We start from the raw sequence: 17,784 nt of genomic DNA, 5'->3' as shown, positions 1-17,784 counted from the left end.
CCCCGCAACTCAGACACGAACGCGCGGCAGGCACCGGACGCAAGTGAGCGTCGGATGCGAGCGTCGCGGCTTCACATCAGGAGGCCGCGTTCGAAAGCGAACGGTGACAAGGTAAAGGTAGCAGGCCCGACACCAATGTGTATCAAGTCATCTCTTTGCAATCATGGCGGTGGCGCTGTCGGCGCAGACAGCACGGCTATGTGGACCGTCCACGCGTTCATTTTTGCAACGCTGGCATCATCCGCGTGAGACAGCAGGTAGAAGCCGGAGCCCAGCGGCCGGGGGAGCCTGATGGCATCCATCTTTGCAATTGGCCTGAAACTCCGTCGTGCATTGCGCAACCTCTGCATACTGCGGTTGCGCTCGCAATACGCCGGATGCGCAGCTCGATATTCGCGCCAGTAGCTCGAGTGACCTGCGCGCCATTTCGCCTGCGCACGGGCCTGGTTGTCGCGATAGTCGCTGTCGTTACGGAGCCGGCTGTTCTGCCAGTCGCGTCGACGGGCGCGCTGGCACGTTTTCGAGGAGCAATATCGCTGACGGGGAACATGCAGCAGCGGCAAGAACGCGTTGCCGCAAGCAAGACAAAGGCGGGTCGATTTCATGGGCCCCTCCAGTTCGGATTGCGACGGGCGCAGCTGGGGCATTTCGGTGTCTTCGCAAAGGGGCTACACTCAATTTCTACCCCCGCCCGGGAGCCAATATGTCGACTGACGGGAAAATTTCGCCATCAATTGCCGACGCGGTGCAGCTCGCGCGCGTACGTATGGACGAGATGTTCAGGCGTGTTGGGGCCAGTTTGCCTTCCGACGTTCGGCGCGAGCTCTCCGCCGGCGTGGAGGCAATACTCGTTGACGTTCTGAGCCGGCATCCCGTATGGCGGCATGATACCGACGACTTCCTGTCCATCGCCGAGGCGGCGACCCTGCTATTCGCGTCCCGCCCGCACATCTCAAAGCTGCTGGAGCAAGGGAAACTGGAGCTCCATCATGAAAAGGGGAGCGACCGATTCGTCACGAAGGCATCGGTGCTGGAGTATCGGGCGACCCGCGAGGCCGCAGTAGAGGCCTATAACGCATCGACGTCCGACGAGGAATGACCTGGCCGTCGCGCGCTACGAAGCACTTTGAGCCCGACATCGACACCGGAATGGCGCCCTGTTACATCCATCTTTGCAATCGGCTTGAAACTTCGTCGCGCATTACGCATCCGCTGCATGCAGTGATTCGGGCACGACGGCCCTATGGGAGATGGTGATGGGAGAACTTCGCAAGGAAGGTACGCCGTTCTCATGCGGGCCTAGTTGCGTGGCAAAAAATCTCACGCGATGCTTCGCCAAATCTCAACGGATGCGTCCCACAATCCGCAGAGCCTTGTTTGACGGGCCTAGAAATCTCACGTTTTGAGTCTCGCTACACGTTGTAACTCCGTTTGAACGACAAAGCCGGCCATGTGCCGGCTTTGTCGTTTCTGAAAACAAAAGAACCGCCATCCAACCGATGAACACCACACACATTATCCCGCGCTCTATCCGCTCGGCCCGGGACGCTCGGCGGTCGCGGTGCTCTCGCAATGGCACGAGGCCTATTCGGGCGGTGGCGGCTCATGGCAATACGCCGATTTCGTGGAGCTCAAGCCCGGCAGCAAGCATGCAGAAGAGGCGAGCGTAGCGGGCGTCCCCTTCAGTTGCGGGAAGAGCATCCGCGCCTGTTTTTCGGAGCAGGAATACCAGCATTCCCCGCATTGCAGCGAGGACTTCGATGGCGTGCTTCATCTGCGCTTCGTGCCCTCCGACTCGCCGGATCGCTACGACTGGGTGGCGACGTGGAACGAGACGCACTGGCCTGGCCTCAAGCCGAAAAAGGCGACCACGACCGAGGTAAAAACCGTGCGTCTTCACACAGCGATGGGTCACGCCGGCGACGGCAAACTGCTCGACGACGCGGTGCCGTTTTGCGAGCCGATCAATCGTTGAGCGGCGCGGCAAACCCGGCGCAAAGCTATCCACAGAAGCCTGCGGATAACGCGCGAAAAACCCCTGGAAATCGCTGTGCACGAATCGGGGATAACTTCGGCGCCGCGAAAACGGCCGAAAAGTTACCAGCAGCAGCCTGGTGTTGTCCCGTTAACGCCCGCAGAGTTATGAATTATCCACAGCCTTGTTTACTCAATGGTTTTTCCCGCTTATCCACAGGAAACCCAGGGGCTTGTTAACTACTACTACGTTTACGTATACATAAATTAAGAAAACCCTAGAACCCTCGTGCCGCTTGCGCCTCGAGCCGCCGGATCCGCCTTCGCCGGCGGCATGAAGCAGCATCAAATCAGCCGGATATACAACTCCGTGCGCAGGTCTTCAGGCGCCGCTTCATCGGGCGTATTCAAATAGACCTCGAACGAAGGCATCGAAAAATCGGCCTTGCGCCCCGACTTCGGCAGCCACTCGTTGTAGAGCCACATCCACGAGGCTCCGAGACCCTCATACGGACCCTTGTGCAGCAGCATCGCGTGGTCGCCGCCGCGTAGATGGATCTTCTCGACGGGCGAAATGACTTCGACGTCCGTTTCCTGCTGCAGATGAATCGCCGCTTTCGAACGCAGTTTCGATTCTTCGACCTGGGTGGGATCGTCGTAGAAAATGCCGACCATGCGCGCGCCCGACGTGCGCACCTGACGCTCGCCGAGCCACTGCGCGAGCGTGTAGAACGCGTCGCTGATCTTCATGTACGGTCCCACGTGGCCGACGGCTAGCAGGTCCATCGGTTCGAGGGCGAGGAGCTTTACATCGCTGAGTTGCATGGTGGCGTCTCCAGGTTCGACGGCCGCGCGGGCCGCGCAGGTTCGGATGCTTGAACGCGCAGGTTCATGCGCTTCAAGATAGCACCGCGCTTCGGGAGACGTTCTCTACCGTACCTCGTGCACTGCGGGTACAACACGCGCCGCTCGAGCGCTTACAGGCTGACCCGCGTCACCGGATGCGCCTGAAGCCACGCGCTTTCTTCGTCGTCGTAAAGCCGCGAGCGCGTGAGAAAGCGCAGCCCCGTGGGCCGCTCCAGCGAAAACATGCCGCCGTTGCCCGGCACCGCGTCGATGATGAGCTGCGTATGCTGCCAGTATTCAAACTGAGCCTCGGTCATATAGAACGGCATCCCGCCGATCTCGCCGAGCTGCACGTCGGCGTTGCCGACCATGAACTCGCCGGCGGGAAAGCACATGGGCGCGCTGCCGTCGCAGCAGCCGCCCGATTGGTGGAAGAGCAAGGGGCCGTGCTCGCGCGCAAGCTGCTCGATCAGTGCGAGCGCGGCCGGCGTAGCGGTAACGCGTGCAACCATGAGGCGGTTCTCCAGACTTCGTAGTCGGGCCGGCGGGGGCGAAGCAGCGCAAGCACGCTCGAGTGCGCCACTTGCGCGCCACGCGATGCGTCTGCGCCAGGGCGATCGGGCAATTCGCTCGGCCCGCTCGCCCCGGCCGCTCAGACGTCTCGATCAGAAGAAGCCAAGCGGCTTCTCGCTATAGCTGACGAGCAGGTTCTTCGTCTGCTGATAGTGGTCGAGCATCATCTTGTGATTCTCGCGGCCGATGCCCGACTGCTTGTAGCCACCGAACGCCGCGTGCGCCGGATACGCGTGATAGCAGTTGGTCCACACGCGTCCGGCCTGGATTGCCCGGCCGAAGCGGTATGCGCGCGTGCCGTCGCGCGTCCAGACGCCGGCGCCGAGGCCATAGAGCGTGTCGTTGGCGATTTCCAGCGCTTCCTCTTCGGTCTTGAAGGTCGTCACGGAAACGACCGGTCCGAAGATCTCTTCCTGGAAGATGCGCATCTTGTTGTGGCCGCGGAAGACCGTGGGCTTCACGTAGTAGCCGTCACCGAGCTCGCCGGCCAGCGTGTTGCGCTCGCCGCCGATCAGGCATTGCGCGCCTTCCTGCTTGCCGAGGTCGATGTACGAAAGGATCTTCTCGAGCTGCTCCTGCGAGGCCTGTGCGCCGATCATCGTCTTCGGGTCGAGCGGGTGGCCTTGCTGGATCGCGGCCACGCGCTTGATCGCGCGCTCCATGAAACGGTCGTAGATCTTCTCGTCGATCAGCACGCGCGACGGGCAGGTGCACACCTCGCCCTGGTTGAGCGCGAACATCGCGAAGCCTTCGAGCGCCTTGTCGAAGTAGCTGTCGTCGTGGTCGAGCACGTCGGCGAAGAAGATGTTCGGGCTCTTGCCGCCGAGCTCCAGCGTCACGGGGATGATGTTCTGGCTCGCGTACTGCATGATCAGGCGGCCCGTGGTGGTCTCGCCGGTGAAAGCGATCTTGGCGATGCGGCGGCTCGAGGCGAGCGGCTTGCCGGCTTCGAGGCCAAAGCCGTTCACGACGTTGAGCACGCCCGGCGGCAGCAGGTCCTGAATCAGCTCGACGAGCACGAGCAGCGAGGCGGGCGTCTGCTCGGCGGGCTTGAGCACCACGCAGTTGCCGGCGGCCAGCGCGGGCGCGACTTTCCAGGCGGCCATCAGGATCGGGAAGTTCCACGGAATGATCTGGCCGACCACGCCGAGCGGCTCGTGGAAGTGATAGGCGACCGTGTCGTGATCGATCTCCGAGATGCCGCCTTCCTGCGCGCGCACGCAGCTCGCGAAGTAGCGGAAATGATCGATGGCGAGCGGGATGTCGGCGGCGAGCGTCTCGCGCAGCGGCTTGCCGTTGTCGATGGTTTCGGCCACGGCGAGCTTGTGCAGGTTCTGCTCGAGGCGGTCGGCGATGCGGTTGAGGATGTTGGCGCGCTCGGTCGACGAAGTCTTGCCCCACGCGTCCTTGGCCTTGTGCGCGGCGTCGAGCGCGAGCTCGACGTCGGCTTCGCGCGAACGGGGAATCGAGGTGAACGGATGGCCGGTGATGGGCGAGATGTCTTCGAAATACTCGCCGCCAAGCGGCGCCACCCATTCGCCGCCGATGAAATTGCCGTACTGCTTCTTGTAGGGGAACTCGGTGTTCAGAAACTGCATGTCCGCGTGATTCATCTACGTGCTCCTCACTGATCTCTGTCGATATGGATGGGCGCGGAGGCCACGATGCTGCTGACGGCCGCGCAACCGGAGCGCTGTTACGCCAGAAGCGTGCCAGCGAGCACGCATTCGCGGTGCGGCGGGCGTTTGCGGGATCATCGGATCGAAAGACGGGCGTCGGGCTTGGCCTGAGCGCACGAAGCGGCCTGTGCCCGCTGTGCCGCGGCGGAGCAGCACGCCACGAGGCTGCTCAGAAAAGGAACAGGCGGCGAACGGTGCTTGGAACACTGCGCCGAGCATCACGCAATACGAAGGCAGCGAGCTGGCGAGGGCGCGCGCAGGCAGAAAGCGCCGTGCCGCGAGGGAAAAATGCGGCGCGCAGAGCGCGCATGCTGTAGGCTTTGCACCCGTAACAGCAAGGAGAGTTTGCATGTCGAGCACATTCGTCTGCCGCAATCAGTCGTGCGGCACCCCGTGGGAGCAGAGTGACGTGGTGATCAAGAACGAGGGCCAGGGCCCGCTGTTCCGTTGCCCACTGTGCGGTGCCCGCAATTACCTCGAGCAGTTCGAAGACGACGAGGGCAATGTCGTCTACGAGCAGGTGGACGGCAAGCCGTTCCTCTAAGCCGGGCGCGCGCCCGGCGGTTCGTTAGAGAATTTCGGAAGCGAGCGAGATACCGAAGATCAGGCCGCCGATCAGACCGAGCGCGCGGCCGACGAGCAGCAGATTCAGGTCTTCGTCGAGCATGCCGGCGTCGCGGCGCTCGCGCAGTACGGTGCGGTGCAGCAGCGGGCGCGGGAACAGCAGGCAGGCGGATATCAGGGCCGGCACGGCTAGCCGGACGACTGCGCTGTAATGGCGGTCCGACGGAAAATCGAGCCAGACTAGCAGCACAACGAGAAGCGCGGTGAGGATGGCGCCCATGATTGCGCCGGCGACGAGTTTGTCAGTGGGATGCCCGTGCATGACAACTTCCTCAGAGTGTTTTCAGTGGCACCATCATCTGATGTATGTCAGAAAAACCCCATCGGAGCAGTCTTAAAACACAGGCGCGGTCTGGTCGGGCGCAAAGCATAGCGCGTGCCAGCCTTCGGTTTTTGCGCCAGATTTGCACCTATCCGTTCGAGTAGGCTGGCGTCGCCGTCCCGGCGTCCTACAGTACCGTCATACGATAAGAAACACTGTCGGACATTACGGGGTGTGCCATGACGTTCGTTGAACAAGAAATCGCGCATATCGCGCGCGTGATGCCGCTCTCGCTCGCGAGCGACTTCGAAGAGCCGGTCATGGGCGTCGATTACTGGCGCAAACGGCTGCACACCCTGCTCAAGCAGAATCACCTGACCCACGTTCAGCTGGCTACCGTCGACACGCTTTTGCGTCAGCTCGACGGCTTTGAGTCGCTCGGCCGCTGGCTGCCGGAGCCGAACAAGGTCGCGCGGCTGCCTGTGCGCATGAGAGATAGCCGCGCCATGGCGGCGGTTTGAATCGGCTTGTTCCACGGGTCCGCGCAAGGCAGACGCGGAAAAGCAAAAAGCCCGGTCGCGATGACCGGGCTTTTTACATGAATTCGCTGGTGCGGCGTGAGTGACTCGAACACTCGATCTACGGAGAGAGCCGAGGTTAAATCTCGCGTGCCTGATTGAGCCAGACGAAGCAAGGTGTTAATCGATAGTCGGTGGGTTGCGCGGCCGATGGCGGAGGTATTCGGACCAAAGAGACGCTGCACGGAGCGCCGGAAACCCGCGACACGACATGGATTGCGGAAGACGCCCGGCGAAATCGACAGCGTGCAACGCTCCTCGTCAAAGCGCGCGTTCGTGCGGACAGCGTGAACGCCGCCCGCACTCGCTCAAACGTTCAATACCACCAGATTACGGGTGGTTGTACATCGCGTTCCAGTCGGCCTTCGACATAGCCGGACGACCTGCGTCCGACGACCCGCTCGCGACGCCGCCGTAGCCACTGCTTGCAGCGCCTTGCTGCGCAGCCACCTTCACTTCGGCGGCCTGGATCTGCTTCGGGTAGGTTGCATTATCGCCATCACCAGGGCGATAGCCCGCCTGCTCGAGCTGAACGAGTTCCGCACGCACCTGGGCGCGGGTCACGGGGCCATTCGACTGGGCGAACGAAGCAACGGGGACGATAAGAGCAGCGGCAACTGCAACAGCCTGGATCAGGGATTTCATGATTACTACCTCCGATAACTTTTGTGGGCGGTGCGACAACTTGTCTGCATCCGATGAGCAAAGTCTAGGAGGATCATGTTTAAGGGTTAACGCCTAGTATTCGAAGACATCTTTCCGCCAGGTAGCAGAATCTTGGCACGTCCGCGCAAACGCCCGTCCAGCAAGGCGATGGGGTTACTGCGGGCCGCAAGCCGGGTGAGGATATAACCCGGATTGCGGCCGCCAGAGGTCCGTCGGCGGGGAGCCGGTGGCCGTCGGCTATACGTCTAAGGACCGTGCGAGGCCGCCACTTTGGACGACCCAACTGTCGGGGCTCGATCAGAAGGTCATCGGCTTTCGGGATCTACTTGAACGGAGAATCGTGAAGGTATCCCGAAATCACAATGTCTCCCTGCGGGTCATCAGGGCGGCAATAGAGAACGCGAAAGCGATCTTTGGGACTGAATACCCGCTTACAGCACGTGTTCTATGAGGCGTTGCGGGAACATGGAGAGGTTGCCTCGCCCGTAGAGTCTCTGTCGCGCCCAGTTACGATTTGCGTAGCCGCGTCCGCGCGGCGTGAGAGCGCATTCACCCAAAGCGGCTACACGCTGATTACATGAGCCGAAAAACGAAAAAGGGCTGCGACGCTTTCGCGTGCAACCCTTTGAATTTGCTGGTGGGGCGTGAGTGACTCGAACACTCGACCTACGGATTAAGAGTCCGCTGCTCTACCAACTGAGCTAACGCCCCCAACAGAAGAAAGATTATGCCCGGCTTTTTGAGAGTTGGCAAGACCTTTTCGCAAATTTCCTAAAAATACTTGTCGGCCGGTAGCGGCCCGCAACGGCGGAAGGGCAGGTGAGCTTCGGCCATCGCTTTGACATAGTGGCGTGTTGAGCCGTCGGCGATGCGTCCCGGTATGATGTCGCCACACCGCGCTGATTCCCAGCCGGCAAGCCGCGTAGTGCTTCCCAAATCCGCTGCCCGATCGATTCGATGCGCCGGGTCAGGCGGCGTCGCCGTGCGGCGTGAATTCCAGACAAGAAGGCATAAGACGATGGACGAAAAGGCAATCGACGCGCTCCTCGAGCGCGTGCTGGCGCCGTGGGTCAAGGCGCTCGGGCTGAAGCCGGTCGAAGTCACGGAGGAGAGCGCCACGATGCGTCTGCCGTTTTCCGGCGAACTGCGTCACTCGGGCGGTTCGATCTGCGGCCAGGTGTTCATGGCGGCAGCGGACACGGCGATGATCGTCGCCATTGTCGCGGCGCTCGGCGAGTTCAAGCCCATGACCACGGTGGCGCTGAACACCAACTTCATGCGCGCCGTGCGCAAGGGCGACGTGACGATCACGGCCCGCGTGCTCCGCATGGGCCGCAATCTGGTGTTCGGTGAAATAGAACTCTACGACGAAGACGGCCGAATGGCCGTCCACGCGACCTCGACCTACGCGCTGCTCGATTAAGCTCTTGCCTTCAGGACGTTATCGAGAGCTAGAGGGCGCATGTTCGATCAGGTTGTCTTTGCCGGCGGCGGCAATCGTTGCTGGTGGCAGGCGGGGTTCTGGGACGTCGTCCAGCCGCAGCTGCAGATACGCCCGCGCGTGATCACGGGCATCTCGGCGGGCGCGGCCACCGCCTGCATGCTCTACATGCGCGACTCGCAGTGGGTCATGCGCTATTACGAGGAAGCGCTCAAGCACAACAAGCGCAACGCCTATTGGGGCAATCTGCTGCGCGGCGAAGCCGTCTTTCCGCACTACCGCATCTACCGCCAGGCGCTGCTCGACATCTACGGCCCGCAGTTCACCAGGCTGCAGGACGCGCCCGAGATCCGCATCGGCGTGTCGCATCTGCCGCGCTGGCTGGGCGCGCGCAGCGCCGTCGCGGCGGGGCTCATCGCGTACAACATCGAAAAGCACGTCCGCAAGACGCTGCATCCCACGCTCGGGCGCAAGCTCGGCTTTCATCCGGAATTCGTCACCGCGCAGGATTGCGAGCGCGTCGACGATCTCGCTGACCTCGTCTTGCAGTCCTCATGCACGCCGCCTTTCACGCCGGTCCTGCGCCGCAACGGGCGGCCGGTGCTCGATGGCGGCATGGTCGACAACGTGCCCGTGGGCGCGCTCGACGACACGCCGGGCCGCGTGCTCGTGATGGTGACGCGACTTTATCCGCGTCCGCAGATGTTCGTCGTGCAGCACCGCACGGGTGCGGCCGGCGGCGGATCAGGTGGCGGATCAGGTGGCGAAGCGGCCGGCGTGCAGCAGCGTCTGTATGTGCAGCCCTCGGCCAAGGTGCCGATTTCGAGCTGGGACTACACGAGCCCGCTGCAAATGCAGCACGCCTACAACCTCGGTGCCCAGGACGGCGAGCGCTTCCTCGAGCGTCTGCCTGAGGTATTCGCAGCGGCGGAGCACGCGTGATGGCGGCTCGTTGCGTACGCACATGAAAAAAGGCGGCCCGAGCCGCCTTTTTCGTCCTTTCGGCGCCTCGCGCCTAGCGGCGGCGCCCGCCTTGCAGCGCTTCGGGATTCGCCACGTGCGATTGATCGCCGGCATCGAAAGCGAGGATGTTGCGGAACGCCGCGCCGAAGTAGAGCTCGTAGCTCTCGCGCTCGACATAGCCGATGTGCGGCGTGCAGATCACGTTCTCCATGCGCAGCAGGCTGTAGCCTTGCAGGATCGGCTCGCTCTCGAACACGTCGATGGCGACCATGCCCGGCCGGTTGTGCGACAGCGCGCCAAGCAGCGCGTTTTCTTCGAGCAGCTCCGCGCGGCTCGTATTGACGAGCAGCGAAGTCGGTTTCATGCGCAACAGGTCTTCCTGCTTGACGATGCCGCGCGTGTCGTCGTGCAGGCGCAGATGCAGCGAGAGGATGTCGCTCTCTTCGAAGAGCGCCTCGCGGCTGGCGGCCGCTTCATAGCCGTCGGCGCGCGCCGCTTCGAGCGAGTGCTCGCGGCCCCAGACGATCACGCGCATGCCGAACGCCTTGCCGTAGCCGGCCACGAGGCGTCCGATCTTGCCGTAGCCCCAGATGCCGAGCGTCTGGCCGCGCAGGACCTGGCCCAGACCGAAATTGGGCGGCATGGCCGAGGTCTTGAGCCCCGATTGCTGCCACGCGCCCTGCTTGAGGTTGGCCACGTACTGCGGAATGCGCCGCTGCGCCGCCATAATGAGCGCCCACGTGAGCTCGGCGGGCGCGACCGGCGAGCCGGTGCCTTCGAGCACGGCAATGCCGCGTTCGCTGCAGGCAGCCATGTCGATGTGCGGGCCGGCTTTGCCCGTCTGGCTGATCATGCGCAGATGCGGGAGCTTGTCGAGCAGTTGCGAGGAGATGCGGGTGCGTTCGCGGATCAGCACGAGTGCGTCGACTTCGGCGAGCCGGCTTGCGAGCTGGCCGAGACCGCGCACGGTGTTGTTGAAGACCTTGACCTCGTGATCGGCAAGCAATTGAAAGCAGTCGAGCTTGCGGACGGCGTCCTGGTAGTCGTCAAGGATGGCAATTTTCATGGCAGCTTGGGTGAGGGGTGGCGCACATCTCGGTGCGACTCGTGTTCATCTGGTGGTTATCCCACTATGCAGCGCGCGGAAGGCTGGTATGAATACAAGGGTGCCTTCCGGTGCACGGAACAGCTGGGCACTGCAATTGCTGTTCTATGCGATGGCGCTCAATACGGCCAGACACAATTTGAATGAGAATTTCCCCCCCTTTTATCAGCTTGAAGGGTCACGACGCAAGCCGCTTTACAGACGGTTGCGAACCCTCGCTGACAGGGTCTTGACGGCCTGCCCGACTGCGCGAACGGCGGTATGCGTTCGCACCGGTTGTGCCTCTCGCACGCAGTGTCGAAAAGGGCCCGACTCGAATTTTTATCAGCCCTCACGGAGACATATCGATGAATCATCCCGACTTCCCCGCTCAGGCAGCCGCCCAGGCGCCGGCCTGGGTCCGGCACCGGAAACTGATTGAGTGGGTTCAGAAGATCGCGGCGCACACGCAGCCCGAGCGCATCGTCTGGTGTGATGGCTCGCAGGAAGAGTACGACCGCCTGTGCCAGCAGATGGTCGACGCCGGTACGATGCGCCGTCTCAATCCCCAGAAACGCCCGAACTCGTATCTCGCCTGCTCCGATCCTTCGGACGTGGCGCGCGTGGAGGACCGCACCTTCATCTGCTGTGAAAAGAAGGAAGATGCCGGCCCGACCAACAACTGGATGGCGCCCGCCGAGATGCGCTCGACGCTGGACGGCCTCTTCGCCGGCTCGATGCGCGGCCGCACGATGTACGTCGTGCCGTTCTCGATGGGCCCGCTCGGCTCGCCCATTGCGCATATCGGCGTCGAGCTTTCCGATAGCCCGTACGTGGCCGTGAACATGCGGATCATGACGCGCATGGGCCGCGCCGTGTACGACGTGCTCGGCGAGGACGGTGCGTTCGTGCCGTGCGTGCATACCGTGGGCGCGCCGCTGGCGGCGGGCGAGCAGGATGTGCCGTGGCCGTGCAACAAGACGAAGTACATCGTCCATTTCCCGGAATCGCGCGAGATCTGGAGCTATGGCTCGGGTTATGGCGGCAACGCGCTGCTCGGCAAGAAGTGCTTTGCGTTGCGCATCGCCTCGACGATGGGCCGCGACGAAGGCTGGCTCGCCGAGCACATGCTGATTCTTGGCGTGCGCTCCCCGCAAGGGCGCAAGTATCACGTCGCGGCGGCGTTCCCGTCGGCGTGCGGCAAGACCAATTTCGCCATGCTGATCCCGCCGGCTGCCATGAACGGCTGGGAAATCAGCACGATCGGCGACGATATCGCCTGGATCAAGCCCGGTGCGGACGGCCGCCTCTACGCGATCAACCCGGAAGCCGGCTATTTCGGCGTGGCGCCGGGCACGAGCGAAAAGACCAACTACAACGCCATGGCGACGCTCAAGGAGAACGTGATCTTCACGAACGTCGCGCTCACCGACGACGGCGATGTCTGGTGGGAAGGCATGACCGACGAGCCGCCCGCGCACCTGATCGACTGGCAGGGCAACGACTGGACGCCGGCTACGGCCAAGGAAACGGGCCGCAAGGCTGCGCATCCGAACGCGCGCTTCACGGCGCCCGCTTCGCAATGCCCGTCGATCGATCCTGCCTGGGAAGATCCGAAGGGCGTGGCGATCGACGCCTTCCTGTTCGGCGGCCGCCGCTCGACCACGGTGCCGCTCGTGACCGAGGCGCGCGACTGGACGCAGGGCGTCTACATGGCCGCGACCATGGGCTCCGAGACCACTGCGGCAGCGGCCGGGCAGCAGGGCGTGGTGCGCCGCGACCCGTTCGCGATGCTGCCGTTCTGCGGCTACAACATGGCCGACTACTTCGGCCACTGGCTCAAGGTGGGCGAGCGCCTCTCGAAGCTGGGCGCAACGCAGCCGCGCATCTTCTGCGTGAACTGGTTCCGCAAGGGTCCGGACGGCAAGTTCGTCTGGCCGGGTTTCGGCGAGAACATGCGCGTGCTCGAATGGATGGTGCGCCGCATCGAGGGTGAGGCCAAGGGCGAAGACCATGCGTTCGGCGTTTCGCCGCGTTACGACGACCTGAACTGGGGCGGCATGGACTTCACGCCGGCGCAGTTCGAGCAGGTGATCTCGGTCGATGCCGATGCGTGGCGCGAGGAGCTCGCGCTGCACTCGGAACTCTTCGAGAAGCTCGCACACGGCTTGCCGAAGGCGCTCAGCGATGCGCGCAAGGCACTCGAAGCGCGTTTTTGAGCGCCGGCGTGAAATGAAGGTGAGTGCTCACTAACATTGGTGCACTGCCCTTCTGGCCAGACCAGGAAACACGAGCCGCCTTCGGGCGGCTTTTCGTTTTCGAGGTCCGATCACCAGGCGCCACGCCGATCCAGCCCGGTACGGCCGCTGTTCATCGGGCGTCGGGATATTTCGCTGCAGTGCGCAAAATTGTTTCGGCTTGGGAAACAATCGCCGATCTGACAGTGCGTCTTGAGTGACAGTCGCGAAAATTACAAAGAATTTCCGGCATTCTTAGGCAACTTCTGCACGATTTCTCATGTCGTAGGAGAATTCGCGGTTTCCGCCGCCGTTTTTCGGCGGACCGTAACAGGCAGGAGTTGTCACATGGATCATTTGCAGTCGATGCGAGTATTCGTCAAAGTGGCCGACCTCGGCAGTTTTGCCCGGGCCGCTTCCGCGATGGATATCTCCAATGCGGTTGCAACGCGTCACGTCGCCGACCTTGAAGGGCGGCTTGGCACGCGTTTGCTCAATCGCACGACCCGCAGCCTTTCCCTTACCGAATCCGGGCAGGTCTACCTCGAACGCGCCCGCCAGATTCTCGACGAGCTCGAAGATGTCGAGCAGATGGTGGTGGCGCGCAACCATGAGCCGGTCGGCACGCTGCGCATCGTCGCGCCGGTGGTCTTCGGGCTGCATAACCTCGCGCCCGTGCTGCAGACCTATACGCAGCGCTACCCGCAAGTCGTTCCCGACGTGACGCTGGTCGACCGCCAGGTGGATCTCGTCGAAGAAGGTTTCGATCTGGGCGTCGTGACCGCGCGCCAGATGCGCAGCGCGAGCATCGTCACGCGCCGTCTCACGACGGGCTGCATGACCGTGTGCGCCACGCCGGCCTATCTCGAGAAGCACGGCACGCCCACGCGCCCCGAGCATCTGATGGAGCATCCGTCGCTTTCGCTGCCCTCGGAGTACTGGGGCGACGAGCGCGTCTTCACGGGGCCGGATGGCGAGGTGCGTGTGCGCCCGACCAACGTGATTGTCGCGAACAACACCGAGATGCTGCGCCAGTTCGTGCTGCTCGGCATGGGCATTTCGATCCTGCCGAGCTACCTGATCGGGCGCGACATGACGCGCGGGCGCCTCGTGCGCCTGCTCGGCGACTATCGGCTGCCGCAGGTCGAGATCAACGTCGCGTATCCGAGCCGCCGCCACTTGCCGGCGAAGGTGCGCACGTTCATCGACCACCTCGTCGAGCACTTCAGCCAGACGCCGAACAGCCAGCTCGGCGAGCAGTGGGTCAAAGACGGGCTTGCGCGTCCGGCAAACGGTGCCGCGCACCCGGCGGTGCCCGAGGCGTTCGACGGCCTGGAGCCGGTTTCCGGCTTGCTCGACGACGATCACCACAGCACGCCAGGCGAGCGCGCGACGAAGGCGCCACGCGTGGCTGCTGGGCGCGCGCGTACGTCGGCGCTGTCACCGCTGTAAGGTGTTGCGGCGCCTCGCGCGCGGGGCAGGACGGCAATAAAAAAAGCGCAGCTTCGCGAGAAGCTGCGCTTTTTGTTTGCGCACGCCGCCGGGAGCGGCGGCTGAACGGTGCGCGAAACGGACCCGATTACGAGCCGGTCTTGCGTGCCGGCGTTTTGCGGGCAGCGGTCTTTTTCGCGGGCGCGGTCTTGGCGGCAGCCGTCTTGCGCGCCGGTTTCGTGCTCGTTTCGGCGGCGTCGTTCGCGGCTTCGTCCGTTTCCGCCGTGGCAGCCGCGGCCGTCGTCTTCTTCGCTGCAGTCTTGGCCGCAGTCTTCGCGCTCGGCTCCTTCTTCTCGAACTCGAAGCCAATCTTGCCGTCGCTTTGCTTGACGAGGAACGCCTTGAAGTTGCGCCCCGTGCGCGACGACTTGAAGTTCGTCAGCAGGTCGGTGCGGCCTTCGGAAAGCAGCTTCGCCATTTGCTCGCGCGCGATCTCCTGTTGCAGGATCACCTTGCCCGAGCGGAAGTCGCAGGTCTTCGGATTCGCGACCGAATGCTCGCAGACGTAGCTCATGCCGTGCTCGAACACGCGGCCCTTGCACTTCGGGCACGCGCCCACCGGCTCCTGCTGAGAGAAGTCCGGCGCTTCGCCGTCCTCGCCGCCCGTGTCCTGGCCGAAGTCGAATTCGAGCTTGAAGTTCTTGATCTCGTCGTCGAAGGAGAGCTTCAGGATGGCCGAGAACGGCCGGCCCATCTTGCTGCGGAAGCCCGAGAGCGGGCCGATTGTCTTGTTCTGCAACAGCTCTTCCACTTCCGGAATTTCGAACTGGCGACCGCCCGGGATCTTCGAGATCGAGAACTCGCACTTCGTGCACGCGAAGCGGCGATAGTTTTCCTTCACCTGGCCGCCGCAGTTCGGGCACGGCGTTTCCAGCGTCGCGTAGTCGCCGGGAATGGTGTCGGAGTCGTATTCCTTCGCGCGCTTCACGATGGTCTGCGTCATGCGGGCGATTTCCTGCATGAACGCGTCGCGCGGAAGCTTGCCGCGCTCCATCTGCGAAAGCTTGTATTCCCATTCGCCGGTGAGTTCCGGCGCGGTGAGTTCCTCGACGCCGAGGCCGCGCAGGAGCGTCATGAGCTGGAACGCCTTGGCCGTCGGAATCAGCTCGCGGCCTTCGCGCACCAGATATTTTTCGCCGAGCAGGCCTTCGATGATCGCCGCGCGCGTGGCCGGCGTGCCCAAGCCCTTGGCGGCCATCGCCTCGCGCAGTTCTTCGTCGTCGACGAGCTTGCCCGCGCCTTCCATCGCCGAGAGCAGCGTCGCTTCGTTGTAGCGCGCAGGCGGCTTGGTCACGAGCTGATGCGCCGCGATCTTGTCGGTCTTGACCTTCTCGTCCTTCTGCACCGGCACGAGGTTGGCGTCCTCGCCGCCCGCGTCGCGGCCGTAGACCTGCAGCCAGCCCGGCTCGACCAGCACCTTGCCTTCGGTCTTGAAGTGATGGCCGGCCACTTCGGTGATACGCGTGGTCACGCGGTACTCCGCCGCCGGGAAGAACACGGCGAGGAAGCGCTTCACGACGAGGTCATAGAGCTTCTGCTCGGGCTCGGAAAGCGACTTCGGCGCCTGCAGCGTGGGGATGATGGCGAAGTGGTCGCTGATCTTCGAGTTGTCGAAGATGCGCTTGTTCGGCTTCACCCAGCCCTTGTCGAGCACCTGCTTCGCGTGCGGCAGGTAGTTGTTGCTCTCCTTGAGCATCTCGAGCGTCTCTTTCACGGTGCCGAGGTAATCCTCCGGCAGCGCGCGAGAGTCGGTACGCGGGTAGGTGAGCACCTTGTGCTTTTCGTACAGCGCCTGGGCGAGGCCGAGCGTGTTCTTGGCCGAAAAGCCGAAGCGGCCGTTGGCTTCGCGCTGCAGGCTCGTCAGGTCGAAGAGCGCGGGCGAGAGCTGAGTGGACGGCTTCGATTCCTCGGTGACCGTGCCTTCGCGGCCATGGCAGGCGGCCACGATGGTCTCGGCGGCCGGCAGGCTCCAGAGACGCGAGTCGCGCTTTTCCGGATCGAACTCGTCTTTCTTGAATTTCGGGTCGAACCAACGGCCTTCATAGAAGCCCTTGGCGCAGACGAACTCCGCGCGCACTTCCCAATAGTCACGCGGGACGAAACGGCGAATTTTCTCCTCACGTTCGACGACAATCGATAAAGTTGGCGTCTGAACGCGGCCGACCGTGGTGAGGAAGAAGCCGCCGCCCTTGCTGTTGAAGGCCGTCATCGCGCGCGTGCCGTTGATGCCCACGAGCCAGTCGGCTTCCGAGCGGCAGCGGGCCGCGTCGGCGAGCGGCAGCATGTCGTGGTCGCTGCGCAGGTTCGTGAAGCCTTCGCGGATCGCCTGCGGCGTCATCGACTGGAGCCACAGGCGCTGGACCGGCTGCTTGGCCTTCGCGTGCTGCGCGATCAGGCGGAAAATCAGCTCGCCTTCGCGCCCCGCGTCGCAGGCGTTGATCAGTTGCGTGACGTCCTTGCGCTTGAGCAGCCTGGTGAGCACCTTGAGCCGCGATTCGCTCTTGGCGATCGGGTTCAGGTCGAAATGCGGCGGGATGACCGGCAGATGCGCGAAGCTCCATTTGCCTCGCTTGACTTCGTACTCCTCGGGCGCAGCGATTTCCAGCAAGTGGCCAACCGCCGACGAAAGCACGTAGTCGTCGCTTTCGTAGTACTCGTCATGCTTGGTAAATCCGCCCAAAGCGCGCGCGATATCGTTCGCGACGGATGGCTTCTCGGCGATGATCAGGGCTTTGGACATGACTGGTCGTGTGTGGGTGATTCCGGGCTTTGAATAGGGTTCGCGCCCCGCGGCTATGCCGTCTGAGTTTGCTTCGGGGCCGGCGCGGCGCGTTTCGCCTCTCGCTTAACGACCGCTTTATAGCACATGGCGCAGCGAGGGCAATTTTCGTGTCATCGGATGTGTGCCGCCTTGCGCTCGCGGTGACCTTGCTTGCCTGCGCTTCGCAAGGCGTTCGCGGGGCGCTCCGGGATCGGCTGCAGCGCGCTACGCCTCGGCCAGCACGGGCCGCAGCTTCGGTGCATCGGCGACGCCCGGCAGCGCGGTGAGATCCGCGAGCATGCGCTCGACCACGGCGCCGTGCGGCAGCACCGTGCCGAAAAAGCGGGTCGCTTTACCGTCTTCGATCAGGATGGTGGGGAAATTCTCCACGTCGAGGTCGTCGAAGCGGTCGGCGTGCGTTTCGATGTCGATCCACGCGAAGCAGATCTCGGGATGAGCTTCGGCGATACGGTCGAACGTCGCCCGATAGTCGCGACAGGTGCCGCACCACTGAGCGCACAGACAGGCGACGAACAGCGTGTCGCGGTCGGTGACGCGCTCGGCGATCTGGTCGGCGTCGGTGTCGAGGTCAAGCGCGGGCATGA

The 17,784-nt window shown here is 63.3% G+C and carries 17 protein-coding genes and 1 tRNA gene; 8 read left to right on the top strand and 10 right to left on the bottom strand.

Going from position 1 to position 17,784, the window contains the following annotated elements:
- Positions 1–161: 161 nt before the first annotated feature.
- A complete protein-coding gene (locus E1956_RS02715) occupies positions 162–605 on the bottom strand; it encodes a hypothetical protein (protein WP_134747175.1) in 444 nt (147 codons plus the stop codon).
- Between the two features lie 98 nt (positions 606–703).
- On the opposite strand from E1956_RS02715, the gene E1956_RS02710 reads away from it, so the two are divergent.
- Together E1956_RS02710 and E1956_RS02705 are read left to right on the top strand one after the other, a co-directional pair.
- The gene (locus E1956_RS02710; protein WP_134747173.1) at positions 704–1,099 is read left to right on the top strand and encodes a helix-turn-helix domain-containing protein; all 396 of its coding nucleotides are present in this window, start codon (positions 704–706) and stop codon (positions 1,097–1,099) included.
- 462 nt (positions 1,100–1,561) lie between these two features.
- Positions 1,562–1,975, top strand: coding sequence for a hypothetical protein (locus tag E1956_RS02705; RefSeq protein ID WP_134747171.1), 414 nt, complete (start codon positions 1,562–1,564; stop codon positions 1,973–1,975).
- Between the two features lie 344 nt (positions 1,976–2,319).
- On the opposite strand, the gene E1956_RS02700 is transcribed toward E1956_RS02705, so the two are convergent.
- The 3 genes from E1956_RS02700 to adh all read right to left on the bottom strand — a co-directional run bounded on the left by E1956_RS02700 (position 2,320) and on the right by adh (position 5,006).
- On the bottom strand, positions 2,320–2,799 hold the full coding sequence (locus E1956_RS02700; protein WP_134747169.1) for an AraC family transcriptional regulator: 480 nt from the start codon (positions 2,797–2,799) through the stop codon (positions 2,320–2,322).
- Positions 2,800–2,951: 152 nt separating this feature from the next.
- Positions 2,952–3,332, bottom strand: a complete 381-nt coding sequence (locus E1956_RS02695) for a DUF779 domain-containing protein (protein ID WP_043287849.1) — start codon at positions 3,330–3,332, stop codon at positions 2,952–2,954.
- A 153-nt stretch (positions 3,333–3,485) separates the two neighbouring features.
- Positions 3,486–5,006, bottom strand: coding sequence for an aldehyde dehydrogenase (gene adh, locus E1956_RS02690; protein ID WP_134747167.1), 1,521 nt, complete (start codon positions 5,004–5,006; stop codon positions 3,486–3,488).
- Between the two features lie 415 nt (positions 5,007–5,421).
- On the opposite strand from adh, the gene E1956_RS02685 reads away from it, so the two are divergent.
- Positions 5,422–5,616, top strand: coding sequence for a hypothetical protein (locus tag E1956_RS02685; protein ID WP_028221539.1), 195 nt, complete (start codon positions 5,422–5,424; stop codon positions 5,614–5,616).
- A 24-nt stretch (positions 5,617–5,640) separates the two neighbouring features.
- On the opposite strand, the gene E1956_RS02680 is transcribed toward E1956_RS02685, so the two are convergent.
- Entirely contained in the window at positions 5,641–5,958 is a 318-nt protein-coding gene (locus E1956_RS02680; protein WP_134747165.1) for a hypothetical protein, read from the bottom strand.
- 239 nt (positions 5,959–6,197) lie between these two features.
- Here E1956_RS02680 and E1956_RS02675 point away from each other — a divergent pair, with 239 nt between their 5' ends.
- Complete coding sequence (locus tag E1956_RS02675; protein WP_197732806.1) at positions 6,198–6,479, top strand: hypothetical protein; 282 nt, start codon at positions 6,198–6,200, stop codon at positions 6,477–6,479.
- Positions 6,480–6,866: 387 nt separating this feature from the next.
- Here the strand turns inward: E1956_RS02675 and E1956_RS02670 are convergent, their stop codons facing one another.
- Together E1956_RS02670 and E1956_RS02665 are read right to left on the bottom strand one after the other, a co-directional pair.
- A complete protein-coding gene (locus tag E1956_RS02670; protein ID WP_134747163.1) occupies positions 6,867–7,181 on the bottom strand; it encodes a DUF4148 domain-containing protein in 315 nt (104 codons plus the stop codon).
- A gap of 656 nt (positions 7,182–7,837) precedes the next feature.
- Positions 7,838–7,913: transfer RNA gene (locus E1956_RS02665), tRNA-Lys, on the bottom strand.
- A gap of 307 nt (positions 7,914–8,220) precedes the next feature.
- On the opposite strand from E1956_RS02665, the gene E1956_RS02660 reads away from it, so the two are divergent.
- Positions 8,221–8,625 carry a PaaI family thioesterase gene (locus tag E1956_RS02660; protein WP_134747160.1) on the top strand — a complete coding sequence of 135 codons (405 nt, stop codon included), beginning with the start codon at positions 8,221–8,223 and terminating at the stop codon, positions 8,623–8,625.
- Between the two features lie 39 nt (positions 8,626–8,664).
- Entirely contained in the window at positions 8,665–9,585 is a 921-nt protein-coding gene (locus E1956_RS02655) for a patatin-like phospholipase family protein (protein WP_134747159.1), read from the top strand.
- A gap of 73 nt (positions 9,586–9,658) precedes the next feature.
- Here the strand turns inward: E1956_RS02655 and E1956_RS02650 are convergent, their stop codons facing one another.
- Entirely contained in the window at positions 9,659–10,672 is a 1,014-nt protein-coding gene (locus E1956_RS02650; protein WP_028221535.1) for a D-2-hydroxyacid dehydrogenase family protein, read from the bottom strand.
- Between the two features lie 386 nt (positions 10,673–11,058).
- Between E1956_RS02650 and E1956_RS02645 the strand changes: the two genes are divergently transcribed.
- The gene (locus E1956_RS02645; RefSeq protein ID WP_134747157.1) at positions 11,059–12,909 is read left to right on the top strand and encodes a phosphoenolpyruvate carboxykinase (GTP); all 1,851 of its coding nucleotides are present in this window, start codon (positions 11,059–11,061) and stop codon (positions 12,907–12,909) included.
- A 366-nt stretch (positions 12,910–13,275) separates the two neighbouring features.
- Positions 13,276–14,379, top strand: a complete 1,104-nt coding sequence (locus E1956_RS02640; RefSeq protein WP_134747155.1) for a LysR family transcriptional regulator — start codon at positions 13,276–13,278, stop codon at positions 14,377–14,379.
- Between the two features lie 127 nt (positions 14,380–14,506).
- Here the strand turns inward: E1956_RS02640 and E1956_RS02635 are convergent, their stop codons facing one another.
- Positions 14,507–17,158 carry a DNA topoisomerase III gene (locus E1956_RS02635; protein ID WP_134747153.1) on the bottom strand — a complete coding sequence of 884 codons (2,652 nt, stop codon included), beginning with the start codon at positions 17,156–17,158 and terminating at the stop codon, positions 14,507–14,509.
- 246 nt (positions 17,159–17,404) lie between these two features.
- Positions 17,405–17,782: a thioredoxin family protein gene (locus E1956_RS02630; protein WP_134747151.1), complete on the bottom strand. Its 378-nt coding sequence runs from the start codon at positions 17,780–17,782 to the stop codon at positions 17,405–17,407.
- Between the last annotated feature and the right edge of the window lie 2 nt (positions 17,783–17,784).

The sequence above is a fragment of the Paraburkholderia pallida genome, assembly GCF_004524855.1.
Classification (GTDB): Bacteria; Pseudomonadota; Gammaproteobacteria; order Burkholderiales; family Burkholderiaceae; genus Paraburkholderia; species Paraburkholderia oxyphila.
The sequence above is the reverse complement of the archived record's forward strand: the minus strand, read 5'-3'. Positions and strand labels throughout refer to the sequence as shown.